Consider the following 26611-nt stretch of genomic DNA (forward strand, 5'->3'; position numbering starts at 1 on the left):
CCCGCTCTCCCCGGGGGGCGGGGCGGGCGGGGGGGCGCGCCCCCCCCCGCCGCCCCCCCCCGCGCCCCCCCCCCCCCCGCGCGGGGCCGGCGCCCGGGGCCGCCCACTGCGGGATCACGCAGTGCGGCCGTTCACCGACCACCCCCCGAGCGGTCGGTGAACGGCTAGCGTGACCGCCATGGCGCACATCGACCTCGGCTTGGACGAGACCCACTTCCCCGGCATCACCGGCTTGATGCGGTTCCGACCGGAGACCGCGAAACCGCTCAACGAGCTGGCCGAAGTCCTGCTCCGCGCGCCGCACTCGCTGCCGCCCGGCGAGCGCGAGCTGATCGCGTCCTACGTGTCGGCGTTGAACGAGTGCACGTTCTGCCACAACTCGCACTCCGCGTTCGCCGCCGCCCAGCTGGACAAGGGCATGGCCCTGGTGCACCAGGTGAAGGCCGACCTGGACGGCGCGCCGGTGTCGGAGAAGCTGCGGGCGCTGCTGCGGATCGCCGCCGCCGTGCAGGACTCGGGCCGCAAGGTCACCGCCGAGCTGGTGGACCGGGCCCGCGCGGAGGGCGCGACCGACGTCGAGATCCACGACACCGTGCTGATCGCGGCCGCGTTCTGCATGTTCAACCGGTACGTCGACGGCCTGGGCACGTTCGCGCCGACCGACCCGGCGGCCTACGACGCGTCCGCCAAGCGCATCGTCGAGCAGGGCTACACCGCGTCCGGCTGAGCCGTCGCGGCCTCCCGCCGGCCGGTCCGGCGACGCCTGACCAGCGGGTACGACAGCAGCACCAGCGCCACGAACGGCACCCCGACCTGCCACGCCGGGCCGAACGCCTCGGTGAACGCCGTCGCCACCACCACCAGCACGACGTAGAGCAGGCTCAACACCGTGGTCACCGGCGCGCCGGGCAGCCGGACCGGCGACGGCGGCAGGCCCCGGCGCGCCCGCCGGAACGCCAGGTGGCTCACGAAGATCAGCATCCAGGCCACCATGCCGCTGAACATCGCGATGCCGAGCAGCACCGGGAACGCCGCGTCCGGGGACAGCGCCGCCGCCACCGCCGCGCCGGCCAGGCCCGCGGTCGAGGCCAGCACGGCCCGCACCGGGCTGCCCCGTCGGCTCACCGCCGCGAGCGCGGGCGGCGCGTACCGGTCCAGCGCCAGCGAGTGCACCGTGCGCGACGCGAGGTACAGGGTGGTGTTGGCGGCGGACAACGCGGCGGTGAGGATCACGAGGTTCATCAGGCCCGCGGCGGCGGGGACACCGATCGACGCGAACAGCGTCACGAACGGGCTCTCCGCGACCCCGTCGACCGCCGCGGCCTCCGTCCACGGCACGATCGCCACGATGATCCCGGTCGCCAGCACGTAGAACAGCGCCAGCCGCAGCACCACCCGCCGGGCCGCGCGCGGGATGTCCCGGCCGGGGCTGCGGGACTCGGCGGCGGTCATCGCCACCGACTCCACGCCGCCGTAGCTGAACGTCGCCACGGTGACCGCGAGCAGCACGCCCACCAGCCCGTTGGGCGCGAACCCGCCGTGACCGGTCCACGCCGACAGGCCCGCCGCGTCCTGCCCCGGCAGCCCGAACACCACGTACAGCACGCCGAGCACCAGGAACACGACCAGGGCCGTCACCTTGACCATGGCGAACCAGTACTCGACCTCGCCGAACAGCCGCACGGCGGCGAAGTTGACGGCCACGATCGCCACGGCGAACACGCACACCGACGCCCACAGCGGCACCTGCGGCCACCAGTAGCGGACGTAGAGCCCGGCCGCGACGACCTCGCCGCCGACCGTGATCACCTGGGTGGCCCAGTAGCACCACCGCTGCACGTACCCGACCATCGGCCCGGCGTACCGCGCGCCGACCGCGCCGAACCCGCCCGCCTCGGGGTGCACCACCACCATCTCGGCCACCGCGTACGCCACGCCGACCGCCGCCAGCGCCCCGACCAGGTAGACGAGCACGACCGCCGGGCCGGCCATCGAGATCGCCAGGCCGGAGCCGAGGAACAGGCCGGTGCCGATGGCGCCGCCCAGCGAGATCATGCCGATCTGGCGGCTCGTCAGCCGGCGGAGCAGCCCGCCGTTCGCGTCGTCCGCCAAGGCCGTCCTCCGGGGTCGCATCCGTCCGCGCGGGCAGCGCGACAGTGCCAGGCCGGGCCCGGGCACGCCATCACCGGGCACGCGGCCACTACGGCCGACCGAAGCCGACCGTCCTCAGTGGACGGCGGTCAGGCGCTCGAACCGGAACGGGGCCAGGGCGTCGCCCCGGTCCTCCCCCAGCGCCTCCGCGGCGACCAGGTCGCCCGCGTGCAGGCACAGCGTCGCGCCGCTGTGCGAGACGGCGAAGTGGAAGTTGGGCAGCGCGGCCACCCGGCCCAGCACCGGCAGGCCGTCGTCGGGGATGGGCCGCTCGCCCACCCGCACGCCCTCCACCGCCGCCGCGCGCAGGCCGGGGTAGAGGGCGCGGCCCGCCGCCAGCACGTCCTCGACGGCGGTCGGGTCCACGTCGATCCGGCCGTCGTCCGACACCCGTGCCGCGCCGTCGGTGTCGGGCGTGTGCAGCAGCAGCCGTCCCGCGCCGTCCGGGCGGAGGTGGACGTCGGGCGCGTGGACGACCCGTGCCGCCGCCACCGCGACCGGGGAGGTGTGGACGAGCACGCCGCGGGTGTTGCGCATCGGCAGCGCCAACCCGGCCAGCCCGGCGATCCGGGCCGCCCGCGGACCGGCGCAGTCGACCACCGCGTCCACGGCGATCCGCCGCCCGGACGCGAGCCGCACGGCCCGCACGGTGTCGCCGGTCACGTCCAGGCCGGTCACCGCGTCGTCGTGGACCACCTCGGCGTCACGGGACACCGCCGTCGCCAGGAGGTGGCCGATCAGCGGGACGGGCTCGACCCAGCCCTCGCGGGGGAAGTAGGCGATGCCGTCGTCCGGCAGCGCGGCCGGGTCCAGGTCGGGTTCCAGCGCCAGCGCCTCGTCCCGGCTCAACCACCGCGCCTCGTAACCGTAGTCCAGGACGCCGGCGACCTTGGCGCGCAGCGCGTCCCGCGCGCCTGCCGCGGCGGCCCACTCCAGGTTCCCGGTCTCGTGGTACCAGCCGCCGTGCGGCACGTCGGCCGCCAACCGGCGGTGCGCCTCCATGCCCGCGACGTTGAAGTCGTGGTACGAGCGCGGTTGCTTGCCGCACGAGTTGGTCCACGAGAACGTCGCGCCGGACGTGCCGCCGCCGGGCGCGCCCGCGTCCACCACGGTCACCCGCGCGCCGCGGCGCGCCAACGAGGCGGCCACCGCCGCGCCGTAGACGCCCGCGCCGACGACCACGACGTGCGCCACCATGCCGACCCGCCTTCCACGACCCGTGAAAGCACCCCACCGCGACGATAGCCGTCCCGGGCCGCGCGCGAGGGAGGCGGAACACGGTCATCACCGCCCGAATCGGACAACGGATACCCTGTCGGTGATGTCCTGCGACGAGAAACGTGCACACGTCCCCCGTTCCGGCGCGGTTGCGGTCGCGCGCGACCGCTCGCACGATGGCCGGGCGGTCCGCCGACCGGGCGGGCACGGGAACGCGGTGTGACCGCGGGACGAGGGAACCGACCGGAAGTGAAGCGCAGGGGTGGCCGCAAGGCCGGCACGTCCACGATGTTGCTGTTCGTGGCGCTCGGCGCGCTGCTCGCCGGGTCGTTCGCCGTGGTGACCTCCGCGCCGGGCGACCGGTCGAGCACACCGGCGGCCCTGCGGACCCCGTCGCACGCGCCGTCGTCGTCCTCCGCCGCGCCGTCGTCCACCGAGGCGCCGCGGCCCACCCCGGCCCCGGACCCGTGCGCGGCGCGGATCGCCGCGCTGCCGCTGCGCGCCCGGCTGGCCCAGCTCCTGGTCGTCGGCGTGGACCCGCGCGGACCGGCCGACGCGCTGGCCGTGGTCCAGGGCGAGCAGGTGGGCGGGATCTTCATCGGCGGCGACGACGTGGGCCTGCTCACCGCCGGCGCGCTGGCCCCCGTGCACGCCGCCGCCGCGTTGCCGCTGACCGTGGCGGTGGACGACGAGGGCGGGCGGGTGCAGCGGCTCGACGCGCTCGACGGGTCGCTGCCCAGCGCCCGGCGGATGGCCGCCGACATGTCGCCGGACCAGGTCCGGGCCGTGGCCCGGGGCCGGGGCGTCGCGCTGCGGGAACGCGGCGTGACCACGGACCTCGCCCCCGTGCTGGACACCAGCGGCCAGCCCGACCGCACGGTCATCGGCGACCGGTCGTTCAGCGCGGACCCGAACACCGCCGTCGACTACGCGCTGGCGTTCGCCGAGGGGCTGCACGAGGCGGGCGTCACGCCGGTGGTCAAGCACTTCCCCGGCCACGGCAACACCAGCGGCGACTCCCACCTGGGCGCGGTCACCTCTCCCCCGCTCGACGTGCTGCGCGGCACGGACCTGGTCCCGTACCGGCACCTGCCGCGGTTCGGCGACGTCGTGGTGATGCTCGGGCACATCGAGGTGCCCGGCCTCACGGGCGGGCTGCCCGCCACGCTGAGCCCGGACGCCTACGCGCTGCTGCGCGGCGAGTTCGGCTTCACCGGCCCGGCGATGACCGACGACCTCGGCGCGATGCGCGCGGTGACGGACCGGGCGAGCCTGCCCGACGCGGTCACCCAGGCGCTCGCCGCCGGCGCGGACATCGCGCTGTGGTCGTCGGGCGGCCGGGTGCGGGAGGTGCTCGACCACCTGGAGGGCGCGGTCGCCTCGGGCGCGCTGCCCGCCCCGCGCGTGGACGAGGCCACCCGCCGCGTCCTGCGCGCGAAGCAGGTGTGCTGAGTCACTTCGCGACGCCTCCTATGCTGGGCGACGACGTCACGGCGGGAGGCATCGGCAGTGCGATTCGTGGCCATCGGCGACAGCTTCACCGAAGGGGTCGGCGACGAGCGCCCCGACGGCACACCCCGGGGATGGGCGGACCTGGTCGCGGCGGGCCTCGCCACCGCGCTCGGCGAGACGGTCCGGTACGCCAACCTGGCGGTCCGGGGCCGGCTCATGGAGCCGATCGCGACCACCCAGCTCGACGCGGCGCTGGCCCTGTCCCCCGCGCCCACGCTCGTCACGCTGAACGGTGGCGGCAACGACATGATGCGGCCCGGCGTGGATTTGAAGCGGCTGGTCGAGCTGACCGAACGCGCCATCCTGCGGTGCGCGGCGGCCGGCGTGCGGCTGGTGCTGCTCAGCGGCGCCGACCCGTCGCAACGGCTGCCGTTCGGCCGCATGATCCACCGCCGCGGCGTGGTGCTGACCGCGGCGATCGCCGAACTGGCCCGCCGGCACGACGTGCTGCTGGTGGACGCGTTCAACGACGTCGAGGTCCGCCGGCCCGAGTACTGGTCGCCGGACCGGCTGCACCTGAACGCCGCCGGCCACCAGCGGGTCGCGTCGCTGGTCCTCAACGCGCTCGGGCACACCACCGAGGCGCACGCCGTCGATCCCGCACCCGCCGCCCGGCGCAGCCTGCTCGTCGAGGCGAGGTACTACCGCGAGCACGTCCTGCCCTGGGTGAACCGCCGCCTGCGGGGCATCTCGTCCGGCGACGACGCGACCGGCAAGCACCCGGACTGGGTGCCGGTGGAAGCGGCCCGTCCCCTGGTCTGAGCCGCCCGCCACTCACCGGCCCTCGGGCGCACGCTGTGACATCATGCGTTCACCGCGAGCGAAATGAGGTCGGGGTTGGAGAAGCGCGCTGCGTCCGCCACCAACCGGATCGACGGTGACGTGCCGGGAGCCGCCGTGCTGGCGGGGACCATCAACGGCGACGTGCACATCACGGTGACCGGCGCGCCCGCCGCGCAAGCGCCTCCGACTCCCCCTCCCGCAGGGTGGTCCGACCTGCCGGAACTGCCCGCGCCGGTCCGGTTCCTGATGCGGGCCCAGGTGGACGCCGCACGCGAGATGCCCTACCGGCTGCCCGGCGCGCGCCGGCCGTCGCTGGCGACCGTGCACGTCCGCCAGGACCTCGGCAGCGGCTCCGACGAGCCACCGCCCGAGCAGCCCCAGCCGGTGCCCATCGTGGACCGCCGGGGCCAGGTCGTGGAGCCGCCCAGCCCGCCGATCACCCGATTAGCGGTGCGCCCGCCCACCCGGACGGTGTGGGAGGCGCTGAACCGCGACGACCACGTGGTGGTCACCGGCGGTCCCGGCCAGGGCAAGTCGACGCTGTCGCTGCGGCTGGCCGCCGACGTGGCCGAGCGGTGGCTGACCCGCGACGGCGACCCGGTGTCCCTGGCCGAGCAGGTGGTGCCGCTGCGGCTGACGGCCAGGGAGCTGGCCGAACGGCTCGGCCGGCCGTTCCCGGAAGCGGTCGCGGAGAGCGCCGGCGAGGAGTACGGCGCGCTGCTCGCCTCTCCCCTGGAGCAGCGCACGGTGGAGGGGCGGATCGCGGGCTGCCGCTGGCTGCTCCTGGTGGACGGCCTGGACGAGGTCGCCGACACCACCAAGCGCGACCGGCTGGTGACCGTGCTGGCCGCGTGGACCGCGGACCCCTCCTCGCCCTACCGGGTCGTGGTCACCACCAGACCGATCGAGGGCGCGGCGCTCGCCCCGTTGCAGCGCATCGGCGCCGCCCGCTACGAGCTGCAACCGTTCGACCAGCACGCGCTGCGGCAGTTCGCCCGCAACTGGTTCCGCGACCACGACCGCGCCTACCGGTTCGTGCGCCAGGTCCGCGCCGCCCACCTGGACGAGCTGGCACGCGTGCCGCTGCTGGCGACGATCGCCGCGATCATCTTCGACCAGCCGGGCCACCGCCCCCTGCCGGACAACCGGTACGAGCTGTACGAGGCGTACCTGAAGTACCTGCGCACCGCGCACCACGCCGAGCCGGGGCCGTTCGACCCGGTGCGCGACGCACTGCTGGAACACCTCGGCCACGTGCGGCTGGAAGCCGACACGTCGCTGGTCGTCGCCGCGCAGGACTGGGCCGCGCGGCACCTGCCCCACCTCATCGGCACCTGGCCGGAGGACCTGGTCGCGTACCTCGCCGCGGTCGGGCCGCTCACCCGGCGCGGCGACGACCTGCGGTTCCTGCACCACAGCTTTGCCGAACACCTCGCCGCCACGGCCAAGGCCCGGCTGCTGCCGGAGCGCTTCGACCCCGCGCACGCCGACTTCGCGGGCCTCCTGCACGCCGCCCGCGCCGAGGACCGGGGCCGCCACGCGCGCGCCGTGCTGCTGCACCACAGCCGGCTGCACCCGGCCGAAGCCGGCCGGCTGCTCGAACACCTGCACTCCGGCGGCGCGGACCGACACCTCCTGGCCGCCCGCCTCCTGGCCCGACACCTGCCCACCGGGGCCGCCGCCGTGGACGCGTTCCTGACCACCGTGCGGGCGTGGGCGATGACCACCCAGCACCCGGCCTTGAAGATCCTCTCCGAGACCAGCCGCGCCGCCCACCACCCCGGCACCGCCGCGTGGCTGCTCGACCTGATGCGGGCCGAGGACGCGCCCTGGCCGTCCCGCGTCGAGGCAGCCTCCGCGCTGGCCACCCGGCTCCGGGGTGCGGAGGCACCCGACGCGGTGCGGCTGCTGCGCCGCGCCGTGAACGACCCGGCCATCCCGGTGGAGCACCGACTCACCGCAGCCGAAGCGCTGACCGAGTGCGGCCCGGAAGGCCATCGCGCCTCCCAGGAGGGCCTCCGGGCCGTCCTCGCGTCACCCTCGGCCACGGCGGAGCAACTCCGCAACGCCGCCGTCGTGCTGGCCACGTTCGACGGCGAGTCCCGCGACCACGCCGTCGCCGCGCTGACGGCCATCCTGGACGATCCCGATGCCCGCGACCACGCCCGGGTCCACGCAGCCACAGGTCTGATCGAGATCGACATCGAGCACCACGAGCGCGGTGCCGAGGTGTTCCGTGAGGTCCTGCGCACCCGCACCGACTTCTCCGCCGGGTTGCGCGACGCGGCGGTGGGCCTCGGTTCCCTGGGACCGCACCACGCCGGTGAGGCCGTGACCGCCCTGACCCGGCTGATCTCCGACCGCCGCCTGCCGATCGGCGACCGGATCTCGGCCGTGGAAGCGCTCTCGGAACTGGGCCCGCAACACCGCGTGACGGCCGTCGACCACCTCGTCGCGCTGTCCCGGGCGTTCGGGGTCACCGCGTACCTGCGGACGCGCATCGCCCGTTCGCTCGCCGACATGGGTGCACAGCAGCAGGCGTTGGACCTGCTCCGGGCGGTCCTCGCCGACTGGACCACCGACGCCAACGGCCGGCGCTGGGCCGGGCAGGCACTCGCCGACCTGGGTCCGGAGCACCGGGACGAGGCCGCCGCCGCGCTGCGCGACGTGGTCACTCACCCGAGCGCCTCCGTCCCGACCACCGTGCAGGCGTTCGGCAACCTGGCGGCGTTGGGCGAGCCGTACCGGGGCTCGGCCGTGGAGTCGCTGCGCGCGGTGCTCGCGGACCGCTCGATCGACCCTTCGTTCCGCGTCAACGCGGGGTTCGAGCTGATCGGGCTGGGCCCGGAGTTCCACCGCGAGGTGACCCGGCACCTCACGGAGATCGCCACTCGGCACGCCGACCCCGAGGGGCGGATGACGGCGTGGCGAGCGCTGCGGCGACTGGGCACCGACCTCCGCGAACGGGCGTCCGAGGCCATGCTGGCGCTGGTCAGGCCGGAGCAGGCCCCGCTGTGGGCCTCCTACCGGGACTACCCGGTGTTCAACCAGTTCGACGTCGTGGACCCGGACGCGTTCGCCGAAGCGATGACCGCGGTGCTGCACGACCCCGCGTGGGACGGCCAAGCGCGGATCAACGCGGTGAGGAACCTCATCGCGTTGGGGAGCCGGCGCGTCCGCCGCAGGATGGCGGACGAGGTCGTCCGCCTCGTCGGAGCACCCGAGACACCGGATTCCGAGTTGCCCCGGCTGGCGGCGGAGGCGGGCAAGCTCGGCAGTGGTTCACGCGCGCAGGTCGTGGCCGCGTTGCGGGCTGTGGCGATGGGCCCCCGGGCAACGGCTTCGACCGTGTGCCAGGTGGCCAAGGCCATGGAGAACGTGGACCACTGGGCGGACACCGCAGTGGTGGCGCGCTTGAGGGACATCGTCGCCGACGAGCTCCTGCCTCTGCCCGATCGCCGTGACGCCGCGCTGGCACTGGCCCGCGCGACACCGGACGCGATCGAGTCCGCTGTCGCCGTGGTGATGCGTGAAGGCGCGGACGGCACGTTCGGCTGGGAGTCGCGGATCCGCTCGCTGGCCGCACTGGGCGCGGACGTCGCACCCGCACTCCGCAGTTACCTGGCAGACGCGGACAGCCGCCAGGACAAGCGACTCGTCGCAGCTTCCGCGTTGGTGGAGCTGCGCCCCGACCTGCGGGAGGAAGCGCTCGCGGAGATCCGGCAGCAGGGCACCGACGAATACCTGGACCACGACAACCGGATCGACGCGGTGACACGGCTCGCCGAGCACGACCCGACCACCGTGGCCGCGGCGATCGCCTTCCAGGAGGAAACGCTCGCCGACGAGTCGCTCCCGGTCTTCAGCCGCGTCGAAGCCGCGACCAAGCTCGGGCCGCTCGACCCCGCGCTGATCGAGAAGGCGCTGGCCGCCCTGCGAAGGTTCACCACGAGCACCGAGTTCACCACGGACGAACGCACCTTGGCCGTCACGTGGTCGGTGCACGGGTTCCCGTCCCGCGGTCCGGAAGTGCGGCAGGCGGTGTCGGTCCTCCTCCACGATCCCGCAACCCGGCCGATCTACCATCGGTGGCTGGCATCGTTCCTGCCGGGTAAGAGCCGAGTCGATGCCGAACGCGAACTCCTGCTCGACCGCACCGCATCGCCCGACGAACGGGTCGGTGGGATCTCCGAGTGGCAGCAGTCGGCTCTGGCCGCCGATGCGGTCGCGATGTTGCGTGACGTCATGGCCGCCGTCGAGACCAGGCCCGCCGACCGGGTCAGGGCGGCCGAGGCGCTCGGTGCGCTGTCGCCGCGCTCGCGACCGGAAGCGATCGCCGTGTTGGAGCGGCTGGCCGACGACCCGGCCCTCGCCTACAACACCCGTCGGGGCCTTCTGCGCTTGGCGCCGCTGGGCCGCCCTGGACCACTGGCCGAGGACTACGCGGTTGCCCTCGACACCGGCCGGCCTCGGGATGAGCGCAACTCCGCCGTCAGTCGGATCCTCGGCCTCACCGGTGACACGCCCGACTCGTTGATCCCGGTACTGCGCGACCTGGTGGACGACGACCGGACGTCCGACGCGGACCGGGTGAAGCTGCTCTACGCCCTGCGGAGGTCGCACGGGCTGCAGCGGCTGCGCGATCTGCGTGACGACGAGCGGACCCGTCCCGCGACCCGATGGGCGGCGGCGGTCAGGCTTCGAGCGCATGCCGTGGACGATCGCGCCGTGGGTCTTCGAGTCCTGCACCGCATCGCCACCGATCCCGCGTGCCGACCGACCTTGCGGTGGCGGGTGGCCAAGGACCTGTTCGACTTCGGCGGGCCGGGTCGTGACGCGGGCGCCACCTGTCTGTGGGAGATCGCCACCGACGAGGCGATGCCGGCGCTCGTCCGCGTCCACGCCGCCGGTGCGCTCGGCCTGAAGCGTCCGGACCTGCGGACCGAGGTGGTGGAGCAGCTGAGGCGGCTCGCCGACGCCGAGAAGCCGCTGGTTCGTTTCCAGGTGCTCGACGCCGTCGGCGCGTTCGACCCGGTCGAAGGCGCGATCCGGCTGCTGGGGTTGGCGCGCGACCGCACGCCCGGCCCGGGGGTACGGCTGCGTGCCGCGTCCGCCGCCGCGCAGCACCGCCGGGACCGGAGGGAAGCTGCCGCCGTGGTCGCCAGGGAGATCGCCCACGACCCAGAGGCGCCGCGCCACGTCCGCGTCAAGGCGGCACGCGCCCTGGCACGGTGGAGCGACCTGTGCCGACCCGAGGCGCAAGGCTTGCTGCGCGACCTCGGCGTGGTCACCCCGGTCGTGGGCGGGCGGTGAGGGTTGTCGGTGGGCTTCGCCATGATCTCGGCGACGGGTCGAGGGAGGGGCGGGCGTGCGGACGTTGACGAGTGGTGCGGCCTGGGTGCACTACGGGCAGATCTACGTGGAGAGCGGGGACGAGTCGCCCGGGATGGCCGAGTGCTTCGGCGGTCAGGTCAACGGGTTGTGCGGTGGCGCGGTTCCCGGCGTGCTGTTCCTGGTGACCGGCCTGCACACGGGCGAGGTCGACTTCGCGGTGGAGTTGCACGACGTGCCGCCGCCGGTGGGCGACGCGTGGGAGGAGGTGGTGGAGGTGTCCTTCCGGCCGTCCGGGCCCGCGGCGCTGGTGGCGTGGGCGGGTGAGGAGTCGTGGCCGTTGGAGTTGGCGCCGGTCGACTACCGGGTTCGTTACTGCGCCACGGGCATGGACGAGGCCCGTGAGGGCGACGAGCCCTCACGCGAGCGCTACGTCCTCCAGTTCTGGCCCGCGCCGCCCGAGCCGGACCGGGTGGTGAAGGTGACCGGCGAGCACGCCGCCTACTGGCACCGGTTCGCCCGCGAGCAGCCACCGCCGCCCACGCCGGAGGAGAAGGCCGAGGCCGAGCGCCGGGCGCGGGAGGAGCGGGAACGGGCCGCGGCGGAGTCCCGGTTGCGGGCCGAGGAACGCGAGTGGGGCGGTCGGCTGCCGGTCGCACGGCTCCGAGAGCTGCGCGGCGCCGCGCTCGACCTCGCACCGCTGGACCGGCCGTTGGTGTAGGGGAGGGCCTATGTCTGACCGGACGCCCGTCGCGGGGTGGCGGGGTGGGGGGCATGGGGCGCGTCCGTCCAGGCGAGGCTGGCGGACATCGACTGGATCGCGCCCGCGCTGGCCGCCATGGACCGCGGCGAGCCGCTGCCCCCGCCGTTCGACGACGACCGCCGGCTTTGGGACCGGTTGCTCGCCGACGAACGGGTGCCCCACACGCTGGTGACCACGCCGGACGGCCGGCACGACGACTTCCTCCAGCAGGCCATGGCGCTCCCGGCGATCTTCACGACGCGGGAGCGGGACCCGTTGCGGGCGGCGTTGGACGCGGTCTGGACGGCCGTCGGCGCCTTCGGCCGCGGCCGGCACGGGCTGCTGTTCGCCGAGCTGCGACGGGCGTTCCCGGTCCTGGCGTGAGCGTCACCCGGCCGTGTCACGGCCGTGGTCGCGGAGCCGGAGGGCGGCGTCGAGTTCGGCGAACAGCGCGGTCGGGGCGGCGAGCCCGACCCGGTCGGCGATCACCGGCCACAGGCGGCGGCCCAGGTCCAGGGCCGCGCGCAGCGCCCCGACCAGCTCGCGCGGCGACGCGGCGGAGGTGGCCGCCCGCAGCCGGGCCACCGTGTCCGCCGACAGCTCCCGCTCGGCCCCGCGCGACGGGGTCAGCCAGTGCGCGGTGGACCTCTCGGCCAGTCGTGCCATCCACAGCAGGTGCCGCTGGGCGTGCCCGAGGGCGTCCCACGCCCGCAGGTCCTCGCCTCGCGCCGCCAGGTGGTGCGCCAGCACCAGCCAGTTGGCGAAGGGGTCGCAGTACCGCGCGACGGCCTCGGGGCTGTCGACCGGCGGCACGGGCCGCTCGGGCAGGCCGCGCAGCACCGGGGCCAGCGCTCCCCGGCGGTCCACCAGCAGCATCCGCTCGACCGGGGCGCCGCGCGCCGGCCACCGCGCCACGTCGGCGATCTCGTCCACGGTCGCGAAGTGGAACTCGCCGCGCACCAGGCCGGGGAAGAACGCCACGTACGAGCCGAACTCGTTGACCAGGCCGTAGCTGACCGGCGCGATGTCCGTGCACCACGACCGCGGGTCGATCCCGGCCCGCCTGCGCGGGGTGAAGAACAGCCAGAACTCGATGTCGCTGTGCTCGTCCGCCTCCCCGGCGGCGAACGAGCCGTACATGAGGGCGGCGTCCAACCCCTCGTCGTCCGCGCACACGTCGCGGACACGCGCGATCAGCTCTTCCTGGAACAGCACGCGAAGACTCAAGCACATCACGTACGTTCATTTGCGTACGCGGGACCAGCGCGCAGGTCGATGCCCCGGCACCCCTCCCCCGCCTAGCGTGGAGCGCATCGACGCCCCTCCCGGGGCGGTTCCCCGTTCACCTGCGGAGTTCCCGTGCGCCTACACACCCTGTCCCGGATCGTCACCACCCTGTACGTCTGGGTGGCCATGGTCGCCTTCGGCGGCATCCTGGTCGAGACGATCGTCATCTACCCCAACGTGTTCCACGACCCGCCCGCGTCGCTCGCCCGCGCGGTCGGGTTCTTCGAGGTCACGGGGCCGGCCGACCTGTTCCCGCCGATGGGCGCGCTGACCGTGGCGCTGGCCGTCGCGAGCGCGGCCCTGCTGTGGCGGGTCCGGCCGGCACGGCCGTGGGTGCTGGCGAGCCTGGCGTCGCTGGTCGTCGGCGAGTTCCTGTTCTCCGTGCTCTACTTCTGGCCCCGCAACGAGATCATGTTCACCGAGGGCATCGCGGTGCACTCGGCCGAGGTGCTGCGCCGCACGGCCGTGGAGTTCGAGACCGGGCACTGGGCGCGGTTGGCCGTGAGCGGTCTGACGGCGGTGCTCGCGTTCACCGCCCACCAGCGGTCCCGCCGGGCCGAGGCGCCGGCGTGAGCCGCCGCACGGGGCTGCCCGCGACGTGGCTGTGGACGCCGGCCCTGCTCGGCGTGCCGCGCGTGGCCGCGCACGACCTGCGGTTGGTCGGGCCGGCGGTCAACGCGGTGCTGGTGTTCGCGCCGCTCGTGATCTGGGTGGCCGTGGCGCTGTGGCGACGGGTGCCGAACCCGTTCGTGACCCTGCTGGCGGTCGGTGTCTGCCACGGCGTGCTGCTCGCGGCGACGCACCAGCTGCTGTGGACTCAGGCTCTCGCCGACGTGCCGCCCCCGGTGTTCGGGGAGGCCGTGTTGCGGATCGCCGCCGCGCTGAGCAGCCTGGTCACCGGCACGGCGGTCGGCGCGGCCGCGGGCGTCGTCGCGTGGCTGGTCGCCCGACTGGTGCCCGCGTTCCGCACGCGCCGGCGAGAGGAGGGGTCCTGACCGACGGGCGGCAGGTGGCGGCCGACATCGCGCTCGCCGTGCTCGTGGTGGTCGTGGTCGGCGCGACCATCGCCGCGAACATCGGCGACACGTCCCCGCCCGACCCCGTGGCCTACGCGTTGGCCGTGGTGCTCGGCGGGGTGATGCTCGTGCGGCGGCGGTGGCCGGTCGGCACGCTGCTGGCCACGACCGGTGTGCTGCTGGCCTACTACACGACGTCGTTCCCGCCGGTGGGCCTGGCGGTGCCGGTCGCGGCGGCCCTGTACTCGGCCGCCGAACGGGGACGGGTGCGGTGGGCGGTCGGCGTGTCGGTGGCGCTGCTGGTGGTCTCGACCGCCGCCCGCGCGCGGGAGGGCGACGACCTGGCCTACCTGCTGGGGTACGAGTTCGTCGGCTCCGCGGCGCTCATGGCCAGCGTCATCGCGCTGGGCGACGCCGTGCGGTCGCGGCGCGGCTGGCGGGCCGAGGTGCGGCGGCAGGCGCGGGCGGCGGAGCTGGAGCGCGAGCGCGAGGCCGCCCGGCGGGTCGAGCGGGAACGGGTGCGCGTGGCGCGCGACCTGCACGACCTGCTGGCCCACACGGTGTCGGTGATCTCGCTGCACGCCGACGTGGCCCGCGAGGCCCTGGAGGACGACCCGGACACCGCCCGCCGCTCGTTGGCCGCCGTCCGCGCCGCGTGCGGCGACGTCGTCCGCGAGCTGCGGGCCACCGTACGCGCGCTGCGGGCGTCCGACGACCGCGCGCCCGTGCCGGGGCTCGACCGGCTGGACGACCTGGTCGCCTCGACCCGCGCCGCCGGGTTGGACGTGCGGGTGGAGGTCACCGGGTCGCGCGTGCCGCTGCCCGCCGTGGCCGACGCCGCCGCCTACCGCGTCGTGCAGGAGTCGTTGAGCAACGTGCTGCGGCACGCCGACGCCCGCGTCGTCCACATAGGATTGCGCTACTCCGGGGACGGGCTGCGGTTGACCGTCCGCGACGACGGGCGCGGACCGGACGGGGAGGGCGCCGGTTGGGGGATCATCGGCATGCGTGAACGGCTCGCGCTGCTCGGCGGCACGCTGCGCACCCAGGCCCCGCCCGGCGGCGGCTTCCTGGTCGAGGCCGAGTTCCCGCCGGTGGAGGCGTCGTGATCCGGGTCGTGCTGGTGGACGACCAGCCGCTGGTCCGGGAGGGCCTGCGCGCGCTGCTGGACCGCGCCGAGGACATCACCGTGGTGGGCGCGGCGGCCGACGCCTCGGCCGGGGTGGCGCTCGTGCGGCGGGAACGGCCGGACGTCGTGCTGATGGACATCCGCATGCCCGGCGGCGACGGCATCGAGGCCACCCGGCGCATCGTGGCCGACCCCGGGCTGCGGCACGTCCACGTCGTCGTGCTGACCACGTTCGACACCGACGAGCACCTGCTGGACGCCGTGCGCGCCGGCGCGGCGGGGTTCCTGCTCAAGGACACCTCGCCCGACGACCTGCGCGCCGCGGTCCGGGTCGTGGCGGGCGGCGACGCCCTGCTGTCCCCCGCCGTGACCCGACGGGTGATGCGCGCGGCGGCGGCCGGTCCCGCGCCGCGTGCCGCCGACCGGCTCGCCGCGCTGACCCCGCGCGAACGGGAGGTGCTGGCCGAGGTCGGCACGGGCCGGTCGAACGCGGAGATCGCGGAACGGCTCGTCATCAGCACGGCGACCGCCCGCACGCACGTCGGCCGGCTGCTGGCCAAGCTGGGCGCCCGCGACCGCGCCCAACTCGTCGTCCTCGCCTACGAGACGGGCCTGGTCTCGGCCGGGCAGTCCTGAACCCGACGATCCCGAACCCGGCGACCTCGGCACCCGCCGGCGCGGCTGTGGTGCCACAGTGGACGGTGGAGGCCACCCCGGAGGGAGGTGCCGATGAAGGGCCGCACGACCGCCGTGGTCGCCGTCTGCGCCGCCGCCGTCCTCGCGGCGGGCGTCATCGTCTGGCGGCCCCGGTCCGACCCACCCCCGCCGGACACGCCCGCCGAGCCCACCGTACGGGTGAACGTCACCGTCAGCGACCACGATACCGACCGCGGCTGGTTCCTGATGGCACCGCAGGAGGTGGCCGACCGGACGCCGCCCGCGGACGTCGTGGACTGCCGGGGCCTGCACGCGTGGGCGTTGCGCGAGGGCGCGCTGCCCGTCGGCGACGCCGCGCACACGATCACGCTGTCGGCCGACCGCCGCACCACGATCGAGAGCACGTACGTGCGGATCGTCCCCGACCCCACGCCCTACCCCGGCGACGACCGCGCGGAGGCGCCGGTCGTCCGGCTCCGCTGCCTGCCCGAGCCGGCCGCGACACCGCCGCTGACCAGGCCCGACCGGGTCGACTTCGCGGTGAACGGCGACGCCGCGCCGCGCACGTTCCCCGAGCGGCACGAGGTGGGGCCGGGCGAGGACGCCCGGTTCGACGTCGTGGTGGACCTGACGGGCACGACCGGCCCGTTCGCCTACCGGGTCGAGGTCGGCGTGGTGGAGGGCGGCGGGTTCCGCATGGTCCCGGTGAACGACGGCGACGACGTCTTCTTCGCCACCGAGGACGGCGGCGGCATGGGCTACCGGCCCGCGACCACCACGTGGACGATGCACCCCGTCCGCACCCGGACCGCGTGCCCGCCGATGACCGACCCCGGCCCGGAGGTCACGTGCTCCTGACGGCCCGCGGAGGACACGACTGCCGGATTGTCGGCCGTCCCGACCGGGTGGAACCATGCGCCATGACTGCGCTGCCGAAGTACTCGGTCTACCACTCCGCCGTCCTCGACGCCGACGCCGACGAGGTCTGGGCGCAGGTCCGGGACATGATGGTGCTCCTCGACATCGTCTTCGGCGACGGCATCGAGAACGCCCGCTGGACCCACCGGGGCTCGGTCGGGAAGGTGCCCTCGCGGTTCGGGTTCACCCTCCTGCCGGGACACGACCCGGCGGACGAGGAGGTCGTGGGCCGGTCCGAGCCGGACCGGTCGCTGACCTACCGCTCGGTCGGGCAGGTGCTGTTCATCGTCGACTACCTGGCCACCTACCGGGTCCGGCCGGTGACCAGCGAGCCGGGCCGCAGCTTCCTCGACTGGCGGCGCGAGTTCCGCGTGGTGCCCGACGCGCCGGCCGGGTTCGTGGCCGACCTGGAAGCCCTCTTCGCGCGGGAGATCGCGAACGTGAAGGCGCACTTCGCGGCGTAAGGGCCTCGATCCGACACCAACGGGTGATGTCGCCACCCCCAAGTTGGATCTTGCTGGCCGCGGCGCGCGTCGGTCGGCACGCTCGACCGCATGGAGCACAACCCTTCCCGATTCGACGGCCGGATCGCGCTCGTCACCGGCGGCACGAGCGGCATCGGGCTGGCGACCGCGCGGCGGTTGCTGGCCGGGGGCGCGCACGTGGTCGTCACCGGGCGCGACAAGACCCGGCTGGACGTCGCCGTCGAGGCCCTGGGCGGCGGCGACCGGGTCCTGGCCCTGCGCGGCGACGTGGCGAGCGCGGCCGACCTCGACGCGGTGGCCGAGGCGGTCCACGACCGGCACGGGCGGCTCGACGTGGTGTTCGCCAACGCGGGCGTCGCGTCGTTCCAGCCGGGCGGCGAGGTCACCGAGGCGGAGTTCGACCACCTGGTCGAGATCAACTTCAAGGGCGTCTTCTTCACCGTCCAGAAGGCGCTCCCGCTGCTGTCCGACGGCGCGGCGATCGTGCTCAACGCGTCGTGGACCGCGCACCGCGGCATGGCCGGCGCGGCCCTCTACTCGGCGACGAAGGCGGCGGTGCGCAACCTGGCGCGCACCCTCGCCGCCGAGCTGGCCCCGCGCGGCATCCGGGTCAACTCGGTCAGCCCCGGCTACATCGAGACGCCGATGTACCACGCGCACGTGGCCGCCGACGCGCGTGACCGGATCGTCGCCACGGTCGCCGCGGGCCGCCTGGGCACGGCCGAGGACGTCGCCGACGCGGTCGCGTTCCTGGCCTCCGCCGAGGCGTCCTACGTCAACGGGCAGGACCTGGTCGTCGACGGCGGCCTGGTGACCGCGATGGTGGGGTGACCCCGGGCGCGGCTCGCCGGGCCGGATCCCCCTGCCGCTCAACGGGTCACCGACCGTGGGTGGACGTCCGGCGTCGGAGCCGACCGACACCCAGGGTGATCCGTCACCGCCGATCGGGGTGAGGCTAACCTTCCGGGTGATCCACCTGCCGTCCCTGGGGAGAGGCGGACACCCTCCGTGAGCTACGCAGCCGAGATCAGCCGTGCCAACCCGTCCTGCTTCGTGTTCCTGGTCGACCAGTCGGCCTCGATGAACGACCCGATCGGCGGCGCGCACCGGCGCAAGGCGGACGTGGTCGCCGACGCGCTCAACCGGCTGCTGGCCGAGCTGAGCGTGAAGTGCGCGAAGGAGGAGGGCGTCCGCGACTACTTCCACGTCGCCGTCATCGGCTACGGGCACGCGGTCGGCTCGGCGTTCACCGGGCCGCTCGCGGGCCGCGAGCTGGTGCCGCTCAGCCAGGTCGCGGACCAGCCCGCGCGGGTCGAGAAGCGGGTCAAGGAGGTGCCCGACGGCGCGGGCGGGGTGGTGGAGACGATCACCCGCTTCCCCGTCTGGGTCGACCCGGTCGCCCACGGCCCGACGCCGATGTGCCGGGCGCTGGCCACCGCCGAGTCGCTGGTGGCGGACTGGGTCACCCGGCACCCGGACAGCTTCCCGCCGATCGTGCTCAACCTGACCGACGGCGACTCCACGGACGGCGACCCGGCCGGCGCGGCGTGGGCGGTGCAGACGCACGTGACCGCCGACGGCGCGGCGCTGCTGTTCAACCTGCACGTCTCGGCCACCACCGCGGTCCCGGTGACGTTCCCGGACACCGACGCCGACCTGCCCGACGCCTACGCGCGCACCCTGTTCGGCATGTCCAGCCCCCTGCCGCCGCACATGCGCTTCTACGCGATGCAGCAGGGCATCACGGCGGGCGACCGGACGCGCGGGTTCGTCTACAACGCCGACATCACCTCGCTCGTGCAGTTCCTGGACATCGGGACGCGGGCCACGGACCTGCGCTGAGCATGACCACCACCTCCCTCCGCGTGCCCAAGCGGGACCACACCCCGCAGGAGTGCGAGGACGCCGCTCTCGTCGTGCCCGCCGGGCCGGGGACGCCGCTGGTCGCGGCCGTGGCCGACGGCGCGTCGGAGAGCCTGCTCGCGGGCGAGTGGGCCGGGCTGCTGACCCGGACCGTCGCCGACCTCGCCCGCGACGACGACCGCGTGCCGCAGGACCCGGACCGCTTCGCGTCCGCGCTGGCGCGGGCCGGCGAGGCGTGGCGCGAGTGGCTGGCCGGGTACGTGGCCGACCGGGAGGCCGCCGGGCGACCCCTCGCCTGGTACGAGGAGCGCAAGCTCGACCGCGGCGCGCACGCGACCGTGCTCGTCGCGCGGTTCGACCGCGACCCGTCCGGGACGACCCGGTGGGCCGCCGCCGCGATCGGGGACAGCTGCCTGTTCCACACCCGCGACGACCGGCTGCTGCGCGCGTTCCCGCTGACGTCGGCGGAGGCGTTCGACAACTCGCCCGGCCTGGTCAACGCGTTCGACCGGGACCGGGAGCGGCTGGCCCGGCACGCGCGGACGGCGTCGGGCGTCGCGGAGCCGGGCGACGGGGTGTTCCTGTGCACCGACGCGCTGGCCACGTGGTTCCTGCGCGTGGCCGAGCGCGGCGACCGGCCGTGGGACGCCCTGGGGAAGTTCACCCGGACCGGTGATCTCGACGGCTTCGCCGAGTGGTTGGCCACCGCGCGGGCGGAGGGGGTGGTGCGCGATGACGACGTCACGGTCGTCCACGTCGACCTCGGCTGAGGAGCCGACGCGCGCGTTCCCGTCCGGGGCGACCTACGTCGAGGCGTTGCAGGACACGGGGGTCTGCTTCCGCGGCACCGACCTGGCCGGCGCCGAGGTGCGCGTGGACGCGCTGGGCAGGCCGCGGGCGATCTCGGGCAACTTCGCCGGCGTCTTCTCGGTGACCGGCGCGGACGGGTCCCGGTACGCGGTCAAGTGCTTCACCCGCGAGGTGCCGGAGCAGGCGGCCCGCTACCGGGCGATCGGCGAGCACCTCGCCCGGCTGGACGCCGACTGGGCCGTCGGCTTCGAGTACGTGGACCGGGGCATCCTCGTGGAGGGCGCGTGGTACCCGGTGCTGCGGATGGAGTGGGTGGAGGGGGTCAACCTCCTGCGCTGGCTCGACCGGCACGTCGACGACCCGGCGGCCGTGTCGCGCGTCGCCGGGCGGTTCGCGCGGCTGGTGGCCGAGCTGGCGGAGGCCGGCATCGGGCACGGCGACCTCCAGCACGGCAACCTCCTCGTCACCGACGACGGCGCGATCACGCTGGTCGACTACGACGGCATGCACGTGCCCGCGCTGGCCGGGCTGCCCGCGACCGAGACCGGGCACCGCAACTACCAGTCGCCGGACCGCACCGCGGCCGACTTCGGCCCGGAGGTCGACCGGTTCCCGGCGTGGGTGATCTACCTGTCGCTGGTGGCCGTGGCCGCCGACCCGGCGCTGTGGCGGCAGCTGCGCGACGAGGACGCCGAGCACCTGCTCCTGGCCGAGTCCGATTTCGCCGACCCGGCGGGCTCGTTCCGGCTGGCCACCCTCACGGGGCACCCCGACGCGCGCCTGCGCGGGCTCGCCGAGCGCTTCCAGGACGTGCTGCTCCACCGGCGCGCCGCTCCCCCGCCGCTCGAACCCCTCGACGCCGCGGGGCCGACCTCGGCGGCCGACCCCACGCCGCCGGCGGACCGGGCGGAACCGCCCCCGGTGCGGTTCGGCCGGCGGTCGCCGGTCCTGGCCGCGCTGACCCGGGCGGTGCTGGTGCTGCTGCCGTTCGGGGTGCCGGCGGCCGTGTTCGTGGACGAGGCGCTCGCGGTCGCCGACGTGTCCGCGGCGCTGGCGTGGGTGGCGGCCACGGCCGCCGGCTACCGCCGCCGACCCGAGCACGGGCAGGCGCGGTCCGCGCGGGCGGAGGCCAAGCGGCTGCGCGCCGCCCGGCGGTCCGCTTCCGACCGGCTCGCGCGGGTGGACCGGGAGCAGCGGCGGATCGCTGAAACCTCCGCCGCCACCAGGGCCGAGCAGGACCGCCGGCGGCGGGAGCTGCGGCACCGCCACGACGAGCGCCTGCGCGCCCACCAGCGGGCCGTCAAGCAGCACCTCGACCGGATCGACCGCGACCGGCAGGCGTCGGCGGCGCGGGCGCACCTGGAGGAGCAGCGGCTGCTGGTGCGGCGGCAGAAGGAGCACCTGCGCGCCGAACTGGCCGGGTTCCGCCTCGCCGAAGCCGGGATCGACGGCGTGACCCGCACGTCGATCGGCAACCTGGACGCGGTCGGCGTCCGCACCGCGGCCGATTTCGTCGGCGTCCGCTACGAGGTGGACGGCCCCGACCGGGTGGCGGTGTTCGTCCTGGCAGACGGGCGCGGCGTCAGCGCGGCCGGGGTCGGCGAGGTGCTCGCCGGCCGGATCGACCACTGGCGGGAGCAGGTCACCTCCGCGGTCACGGCCGTGCGGCCGACCGCGGTGAGCCCGGCCGAGCGCGAGGAGCTGACCACGCGGTTCGCCGCCGAACGGGCGCGGCTCGACGCCGAGCACCGGCAGGTGCTGGCCGACGCCGACGCGGAGATCCGCGAGCTGCGCGCCGCCCTGCGCTCCGAACAAATCGCTCTCGCGGCCGAAATGAAAGCGGCCAACACGGGCACCGCACGCGTCCGCGCGGACCACGACCGCACAGCCACCGAAGCCGCCGTGCGCCTCGAACGCGCCGTCCAGGCGGCAGCCGAGGGCACCGTTCGGGCGAACGCGTTCCGGCTGATCACGTACCGCGGTTACCTCCGGTTCCTGCTCACCGGCCGGAGCTGACCACGCGGTCACCGAGCGCGGCCTGCGGTTTTCCGGTGCGACCAGGGCCCTGCACGCTCCGTTGGGCCATGATCGAGCGAACGCCGTGGCTACTCGGTGCAGTCATCGCCAACTGAGACCGGCACTTGAATCAAGGCGGCGAGATTCGTTGACATGTTTCGAGATGCTGCTCGAAACTTTAGGCGCGTTCGTCGTTCGGATCGTCGGTCCTGCACCCTGTCTCAAAGGAGAGTCGTGGTGAAGCTCAGTTCAGGCCGCCTGAGAATGCGGTCAGCGGTGGTGGTGCTCTCGGTGGCGATGCTCGGGTTGGCCGGGACGGTGACGGCGGTGGCCCTGTCCGCCCCCGCCGGTGTCGCGGCGGGTGACGTGGTGGCGGCGGCCGGGGTGGAGGACGACGGCGCGGACTGCCCGGTGACCCTGCCGGGCTCCTACCCCTCGACCTCCCGGCTGCCCGACCCGTTCACCAGGCTCAACGGCCAACGGATCACCTCCCGCTCGGACTGGCGCTGCCGCCGTGCCGAGATCCGCGAGATGGCCGAACGCCACGTCTACGGCGACAAGCCCGCCAAGCCGACCGTGACCGGCACCGTCACCACCAGCGCGGTCACGGTCAACGTCTCCCACAACGGCCGCAGCGCGAGCTTCTCCGCCGGCGTGCAGTTGCCGTCGGGCACCGGCCCGTTCCCGGCGGTGATCGTGTACGGCGGGTTCGGCGGCGACACCGCCACCATCCGCGCCGCCGGCGCGGCCACCATCACCTTCGACCCCTACACCGTCGGCCGCGAGGGCACCCCGCGGAACAACAAGCAGGGCGCGTTCTACACCCTCTACGGCAACACCAGCCCGACCGGCCTGCTCATGGCCTGGGCCTGGGGCGTCTCCCGCATCATCGACGTGATCGAGCAGTCCGGCGGCACCGTCCTGCGCCCCGACATCGGCGTCACCGGCTGCTCCCGCTTCGGCAAGGGGGCCTTCGCCGCCGGCGTGTTCGACCAGCGCGTCGCCCTCACCATGCCCATCGAGTCCGGCACCGCCGGCGTCCCGATCTACCGCGGCGTCAACGCCGAAGGCGGCCAGACCCTGGCCAGCGCCTACGGCGAACAACCCTGGTTCGGCGACGCCTTCAGCGCCTACACGGGCAACCCCAACGCCGCCCCGATCGACACCCACGAGCTCGTCGCCATGATCGCGCCGCGCGGCCTGTTCATCATGGACAACCCCCACATCGCCAACCTCGGCCCCCGCTCCGCCTCCGTCGCGGCGTTGGGCGGGGCCGAGGTCTACAAGGCCCTCGGAGCCGGCGACAACCTGCTCTACCACTCCAACGTCACCGACGGGAACCACTGCGCCAACCGCGCCGAATGGCGCACGCCCCTCCAGCAGGCCGTCGCCAAGTTCCTCCGCAACACCGGCACCTTCACCGGCGGCGTGACCATGCACAGCAAGGCCACCGGCAACCTCGCCCAGTGGCGCGACTGGACCACTCCGACGTTGGGCACCGGTCCGACCAGCACCACCACGACCACCACGACCACCGGTGACACCACGACCACGACCACCACTACGACGACGACCACGTCGCAGCAGCCGGGTGGCTGCACGGCGACCGTGTCGCTGAACCAGTGGACGGGCGGCTTCGTCGCCACGGTCAAGGTCACGGCCGGCGCCTCGCCGATCAACGGCTGGACGGTGACCATGGCGCTGCCGTCCGGCGCCACGGTCACGAACTCGTGGAACACCACCCGCAGCGGCACGAGCGGCACGGTGAGCTTCGGCAACGTCGGCTTCAACGGCGCGCTGGGCGCGGGACAGTCGACCGAGTTCGGCTACCAGGCCACCGGCAGCGGCTCGGGCATGACGCCCACCTGCGCCGCGAGGTAGTCCGGCCCGCCGACGGGACCGGTCCGGCGCCCACGCCGGGCCGGTCCCGTCGCGCGTCACAGCCGCCCGGGGATGACAACGGGGCGCGGGAGCGTTCACCCTGGTGCACATCCATCGGATCGAAGAGCGGAGCGACCACATGGCGAGCGTGACCGAGAAGGCCGTCCTCGCGGGCGGGTGTTTCTGGGGCATGCAGGACCTGTTCCGCCGGCACCCGGGCGTCCTCTCCACCCGTGTGGGGTACTCGGGCGGCGACGTCCCGAACGCGACCTACTACAACCACGGCAGCCACGCCGAGGCGATCGAGATCGTCTTCGACCCCGCCCGGCTGAGCTACCGGCAGATCCTGGAGTTCTTCTTCCAGATCCACGACCCGACGACGCGCAACCGCCAGGGCAACGACGTCGGCACCAGCTACCGCTCGGCGATCTTCTACACCGACGACGAGCAGAAGCGGGTCGCGGAGGCGACCATCGCCGACGTGGACGCGTCCGGCAAGTGGCCGGGCAAGGTCGTCACCGAGGTCTCCCAGCTGGGTGACTTCTGGGAGGCCGAGCCGGAGCACCAGGACTACCTGGAGCGGTACCCGAACGGGTACACCTGCCACTACGTCCGGCCGGAGTGGCAGCTCGGCGAGCGGTGAGCACGGCCGTCGAGATCGTGGCGCTGCACGTGTCCCCCGTGCACGCCTACGAGGGACGGCCCGGCGACGGACCGCGACCCGATCCCGAGCCGGTCTCGCGCGATCGCGTCGTGGTCCGGGCGGGCCTGGGCCTGGAGGGCGACCGCTACTTCAACCACCCCGCCCACCGCACGGCCGCGGTCACCGTCTTCGCCGTCGAGTCACTGGAGTCCGCCGCCGCCGACCTGCGCCTGGCCACCGTGCCGAGCCCGCTGGTCGTGCGGCGCAACATCGTGCTACGCGGCCTCGACGTGGACGCGCTGGCCCGCCACGCCGTGTTCACCCTGGACTCCGGCGACGGCCCGGTGCGGTTCGAGACCCACCGCCCCGCGAACCCGTGCGGCTGGATGAACGCCGTCATCGCGCCGGGCGCGCTGAAAGCCCTGCGCGGCCGCGGCGGCAAGCGCTGCGTCCCCCTGGACGACGGCCTCCTCCGCCTCGGCCCCGCCACCCTCACCACCTGATCCGGTGCGTCCGCACCCTCGCTGTTCCACGGTCGGACTCGTTCCCCGGCTTCACCGACTCGCCGTGCACATCACCGGGCCTGCCGCGTACCAGTACTCAATCCATCACGATGGCCCTGCCGGCCAGGCAACCGCACGCGCGGTCATCGTCGAGGTCGACCAGGTCACGCGGCACAGGACAATCTCTGCGCCGTCCCACCCGGTGCGGACGTAGCGGCTGCTCCTGGTTCGACGCCTGCTCTGTGAGCCCCGGCCCTGATCAGCTCTTCGGCTCCCGCCCGATCGTGGTCGAACTCGGTACCCGGATGCTTCACGAGCTGCTGTCCCGGTGATGCCACGGGCAAGAGCTGGTCCACCTGAGCGACACCCGCAGCGCGGCACCCGGCACAGCGGGTCGCATCACGGGTACGTGCACGACGCGCGGCGAGTCCTGCGGCGCTCGACACGGGCACCACCGAACCATGGCACGCGAATACCCCGCGCGCACGCAATGACGGTTTGTTGAATAGCTTGACCGCCCGGATCTACACTGAACCCGGCAAGGGCGATACGTTCCCGATCTGCAGGGAATATTCCACACCGGGGGGGATCGACATGCTCGCCATGCGAAGTCTTTCCATTGTCGCCGGAATTATCGTGACACTGTTCGTCGGCCAACCTCCAACTCACGCCGAAAATCTTACCGCAATAAGCGGCAACCTCCGGACGACATCGACCGTTCAGTCGATGGATCCGTTGACCGCGGCTTGCAGCGCCACGGCCACAGTGGCAGTCATGATCCGAACAAGCAAATCGTCCACAGCCACCGCAGTCGGTCAGCTCAACCCCGGACAGTCGTTGCCCGTCTCAGGCGGCGCCTGCACATACGAGACAGGCGGCTCGTACACAACCTGCCCCGTGAATGACAACACATGGGTCCCCGTGCAGTACCAGGGCACAAAGCGATACGTGGCCCGAATGTGCGTCTCACTCGGCTGACGTGCGATCGCCGGACAGCTGACCGTCCAGCAAACATGACCATCGCGGGATCCTGTTCAGCGGGAGAGAAGTATGCCGATACTACGCGTCCTTGTTGCCACGATGATGACCATTCTCATCAGCCTCGGGGTCACTACTGCACAAGCGGACACGAATGAAGTTGCAGTGACATGCAGTGGCTGGAGCACCAGGACGGACTTCGACGGCACGGACCAGGTGAAGTATGACCGGAAGGGGTACATTCGCAGTGGCCCATACGGCGAATGTGCGCCTGTTCGCGTGTTGGACCCCGGTACCGAGGTGGACACGATCTGCTACGTCACGAACGACTATAACAACACATGGAGCCGCGTCCACGTTTCCAACCCCTCGACCGGCCTACACTATCGGGGATGGATTTACGACGTCAGCCTTATCGGCAACGGTAGCGGCCGGAGGTGCTGACCGGTCTACGACCAGAGAGTATCCGCGAGGCCGGAACGACACCGATTGTAAGACTCACGTGGACTGCGCGTGGGCGCGGTGGAATGACTTCGGTCGCCCGAACTGGCAGCGCTTCGGCGTCACGGTGGGCGCGTCCGACGCGATGACGATTCGGATCGACCGGAAGGACAAGGCGCTGACCCGGTGACGTACACGGTGCTCAGACGTGGTCACCCCGGACGGGGGTGGACGGCCGCGGCCGTCC

At 73.9% G+C, this 26611-nt stretch carries 22 protein-coding genes; 19 read left to right on the forward strand and 3 right to left on the reverse strand.

Features of this window, described 5'->3' with window-relative positions; translation table 11 throughout:
* The first annotated feature begins 178 nt into the window (after positions 1-178).
* The gene (locus ACFXGA_RS30190; RefSeq protein ID WP_378093707.1) at positions 179-727 is read left to right on the forward strand and encodes a carboxymuconolactone decarboxylase family protein; all 549 of its coding nucleotides are present in this window, start codon (positions 179-181) and stop codon (positions 725-727) included.
* Here ACFXGA_RS30190 and ACFXGA_RS30195 read toward each other — a convergent pair.
* On the reverse strand, positions 709-2112 hold the full coding sequence (locus ACFXGA_RS30195; RefSeq protein ID WP_378093709.1) for an amino acid permease: 1404 nt from the start codon (positions 2110-2112) through the stop codon (positions 709-711). The genes ACFXGA_RS30190 and ACFXGA_RS30195 overlap by 19 nt on opposite strands.
* A gap of 114 nt (positions 2113-2226) precedes the next feature.
* A complete protein-coding gene (locus ACFXGA_RS30200) occupies positions 2227-3348 on the reverse strand; it encodes an NAD(P)/FAD-dependent oxidoreductase (RefSeq protein WP_378093711.1) in 1122 nt (373 codons plus the stop codon).
* Positions 3349-3657: 309 nt separating this feature from the next.
* Here ACFXGA_RS30200 and ACFXGA_RS30205 point away from each other — a divergent pair, with 309 nt between their 5' ends.
* From ACFXGA_RS30205 to ACFXGA_RS30225, 5 genes are all read left to right on the forward strand, one after another.
* Entirely contained in the window at positions 3658-4821 is a 1164-nt protein-coding gene (locus tag ACFXGA_RS30205) for a glycoside hydrolase family 3 N-terminal domain-containing protein (RefSeq protein ID WP_378093748.1), read from the forward strand.
* A 57-nt stretch (positions 4822-4878) separates the two neighbouring features.
* Positions 4879-5643, forward strand: coding sequence for an SGNH/GDSL hydrolase family protein (locus tag ACFXGA_RS30210; RefSeq protein ID WP_378093713.1), 765 nt, complete (start codon positions 4879-4881; stop codon positions 5641-5643).
* 75 nt (positions 5644-5718) lie between these two features.
* Positions 5719-10977: an NACHT domain-containing protein gene (locus ACFXGA_RS30215; RefSeq protein ID WP_378093715.1), complete on the forward strand. Its 5259-nt coding sequence runs from the start codon at positions 5719-5721 to the stop codon at positions 10975-10977.
* Between the two features lie 55 nt (positions 10978-11032).
* On the forward strand, positions 11033-11716 hold the full coding sequence (locus ACFXGA_RS30220) for a hypothetical protein (protein ID WP_378093717.1): 684 nt from the start codon (positions 11033-11035) through the stop codon (positions 11714-11716).
* A gap of 36 nt (positions 11717-11752) precedes the next feature.
* Entirely contained in the window at positions 11753-12121 is a 369-nt protein-coding gene (locus ACFXGA_RS30225) for a hypothetical protein (protein WP_378093719.1), read from the forward strand.
* A 3-nt stretch (positions 12122-12124) separates the two neighbouring features.
* Here the strand turns inward: ACFXGA_RS30225 and ACFXGA_RS30230 are convergent, their stop codons facing one another.
* A complete protein-coding gene (locus ACFXGA_RS30230) occupies positions 12125-12952 on the reverse strand; it encodes a hypothetical protein (RefSeq protein ID WP_378093721.1) in 828 nt (275 codons plus the stop codon).
* A gap of 144 nt (positions 12953-13096) precedes the next feature.
* Between ACFXGA_RS30230 and ACFXGA_RS30235 the strand changes: the two genes are divergently transcribed.
* From ACFXGA_RS30235 to ACFXGA_RS30295, 13 genes are all read left to right on the forward strand, one after another.
* Positions 13097-13597 carry a DUF1772 domain-containing protein gene (locus ACFXGA_RS30235; RefSeq protein ID WP_378093723.1) on the forward strand — a complete coding sequence of 167 codons (501 nt, stop codon included), beginning with the start codon at positions 13097-13099 and terminating at the stop codon, positions 13595-13597.
* Complete coding sequence (locus tag ACFXGA_RS30240; RefSeq protein ID WP_378093725.1) at positions 13594-14019, forward strand: hypothetical protein; 426 nt, start codon at positions 13594-13596, stop codon at positions 14017-14019. The genes ACFXGA_RS30235 and ACFXGA_RS30240 overlap by 4 nt, the downstream gene beginning before the upstream one ends.
* A 14-nt stretch (positions 14020-14033) precedes the next feature.
* Positions 14034-15149, forward strand: a complete 1116-nt coding sequence (locus ACFXGA_RS30245) for a sensor histidine kinase (RefSeq protein ID WP_378093727.1) — start codon at positions 14034-14036, stop codon at positions 15147-15149.
* Positions 15146-15805 (forward strand): response regulator, encoded by a 660-nt coding sequence (locus tag ACFXGA_RS30250; RefSeq protein WP_378093729.1) that lies wholly within the window; start codon positions 15146-15148, stop codon positions 15803-15805. The genes ACFXGA_RS30245 and ACFXGA_RS30250 overlap by 4 nt, the downstream gene beginning before the upstream one ends.
* 93 nt (positions 15806-15898) lie before the next feature.
* On the forward strand, positions 15899-16684 hold the full coding sequence (locus ACFXGA_RS30255) for a hypothetical protein (protein ID WP_378093731.1): 786 nt from the start codon (positions 15899-15901) through the stop codon (positions 16682-16684).
* Positions 16685-16746: 62 nt separating this feature from the next.
* A complete protein-coding gene (locus ACFXGA_RS30260; RefSeq protein WP_378093733.1) occupies positions 16747-17208 on the forward strand; it encodes an SRPBCC family protein in 462 nt (153 codons plus the stop codon).
* Positions 17209-17298: 90 nt separating this feature from the next.
* Positions 17299-18060 carry a glucose 1-dehydrogenase gene (locus ACFXGA_RS30265; protein ID WP_378093735.1) on the forward strand — a complete coding sequence of 254 codons (762 nt, stop codon included), beginning with the start codon at positions 17299-17301 and terminating at the stop codon, positions 18058-18060.
* Between the two features lie 177 nt (positions 18061-18237).
* Entirely contained in the window at positions 18238-19071 is an 834-nt protein-coding gene (locus ACFXGA_RS30270; protein WP_378093737.1) for a vWA domain-containing protein, read from the forward strand.
* A gap of 2 nt (positions 19072-19073) precedes the next feature.
* Complete coding sequence (locus ACFXGA_RS30275; protein ID WP_378093739.1) at positions 19074-19862, forward strand: protein phosphatase 2C domain-containing protein; 789 nt, start codon at positions 19074-19076, stop codon at positions 19860-19862.
* Positions 19825-21918: a phosphotransferase gene (locus tag ACFXGA_RS30280; RefSeq protein ID WP_378093741.1), complete on the forward strand. Its 2094-nt coding sequence runs from the start codon at positions 19825-19827 to the stop codon at positions 21916-21918. Before ACFXGA_RS30275 ends, ACFXGA_RS30280 begins: the two co-directional genes overlap by 38 nt.
* A 237-nt stretch (positions 21919-22155) precedes the next feature.
* Positions 22156-23799: a cellulose binding domain-containing protein gene (locus tag ACFXGA_RS30285; RefSeq protein ID WP_378093743.1), complete on the forward strand. Its 1644-nt coding sequence runs from the start codon at positions 22156-22158 to the stop codon at positions 23797-23799.
* A gap of 139 nt (positions 23800-23938) precedes the next feature.
* On the forward strand, positions 23939-24442 hold the full coding sequence (msrA, locus tag ACFXGA_RS30290; RefSeq protein ID WP_378093745.1) for a peptide-methionine (S)-S-oxide reductase MsrA: 504 nt from the start codon (positions 23939-23941) through the stop codon (positions 24440-24442).
* A complete protein-coding gene (locus tag ACFXGA_RS30295; protein WP_378093747.1) occupies positions 24439-24945 on the forward strand; it encodes an MOSC domain-containing protein in 507 nt (168 codons plus the stop codon). The genes msrA and ACFXGA_RS30295 overlap by 4 nt, the downstream gene beginning before the upstream one ends.
* The last annotated feature ends 1666 nt before the right edge of the window (positions 24946-26611 follow it).

It is taken from the genome of Actinosynnema sp. NPDC059335 (genome assembly GCF_042752395.1).
GTDB lineage: Bacteria > Actinomycetota > Actinomycetes > Mycobacteriales > Pseudonocardiaceae > Actinosynnema.

Excerpts from the sequence above, each read along its gene's own strand:
- ACFXGA_RS30190 (WP_378093707.1), top strand. The coding sequence starts at position 179 with ATGGCGCACATCGACCTCGGCTTGGACGAGACCCACTTCCCCGGCATC.
- ACFXGA_RS30200 (WP_378093711.1), bottom strand. The coding sequence starts at position 3,348 with ATGGTGGCGCACGTCGTGGTCGTCGGCGCGGGCGTCTACGGCGCGGCG.
- ACFXGA_RS30205 (WP_378093748.1), top strand. The coding sequence starts at position 3,658 with ATGTTGCTGTTCGTGGCGCTCGGCGCGCTGCTCGCCGGGTCGTTCGCC.
- ACFXGA_RS30255 (WP_378093731.1), top strand. The coding sequence starts at position 15,899 with ATGAAGGGCCGCACGACCGCCGTGGTCGCCGTCTGCGCCGCCGCCGTC.
- ACFXGA_RS30260 (WP_378093733.1), top strand. The coding sequence starts at position 16,747 with ATGACTGCGCTGCCGAAGTACTCGGTCTACCACTCCGCCGTCCTCGAC.
- ACFXGA_RS30265 (WP_378093735.1), top strand. The coding sequence starts at position 17,299 with ATGGAGCACAACCCTTCCCGATTCGACGGCCGGATCGCGCTCGTCACC.
- ACFXGA_RS30275 (WP_378093739.1), top strand. The coding sequence starts at position 19,074 with ATGACCACCACCTCCCTCCGCGTGCCCAAGCGGGACCACACCCCGCAG.
- ACFXGA_RS30280 (WP_378093741.1), top strand. The coding sequence starts at position 19,825 with ATGACGACGTCACGGTCGTCCACGTCGACCTCGGCTGAGGAGCCGACG.
- msrA (WP_378093745.1), top strand. The coding sequence starts at position 23,939 with ATGGCGAGCGTGACCGAGAAGGCCGTCCTCGCGGGCGGGTGTTTCTGG.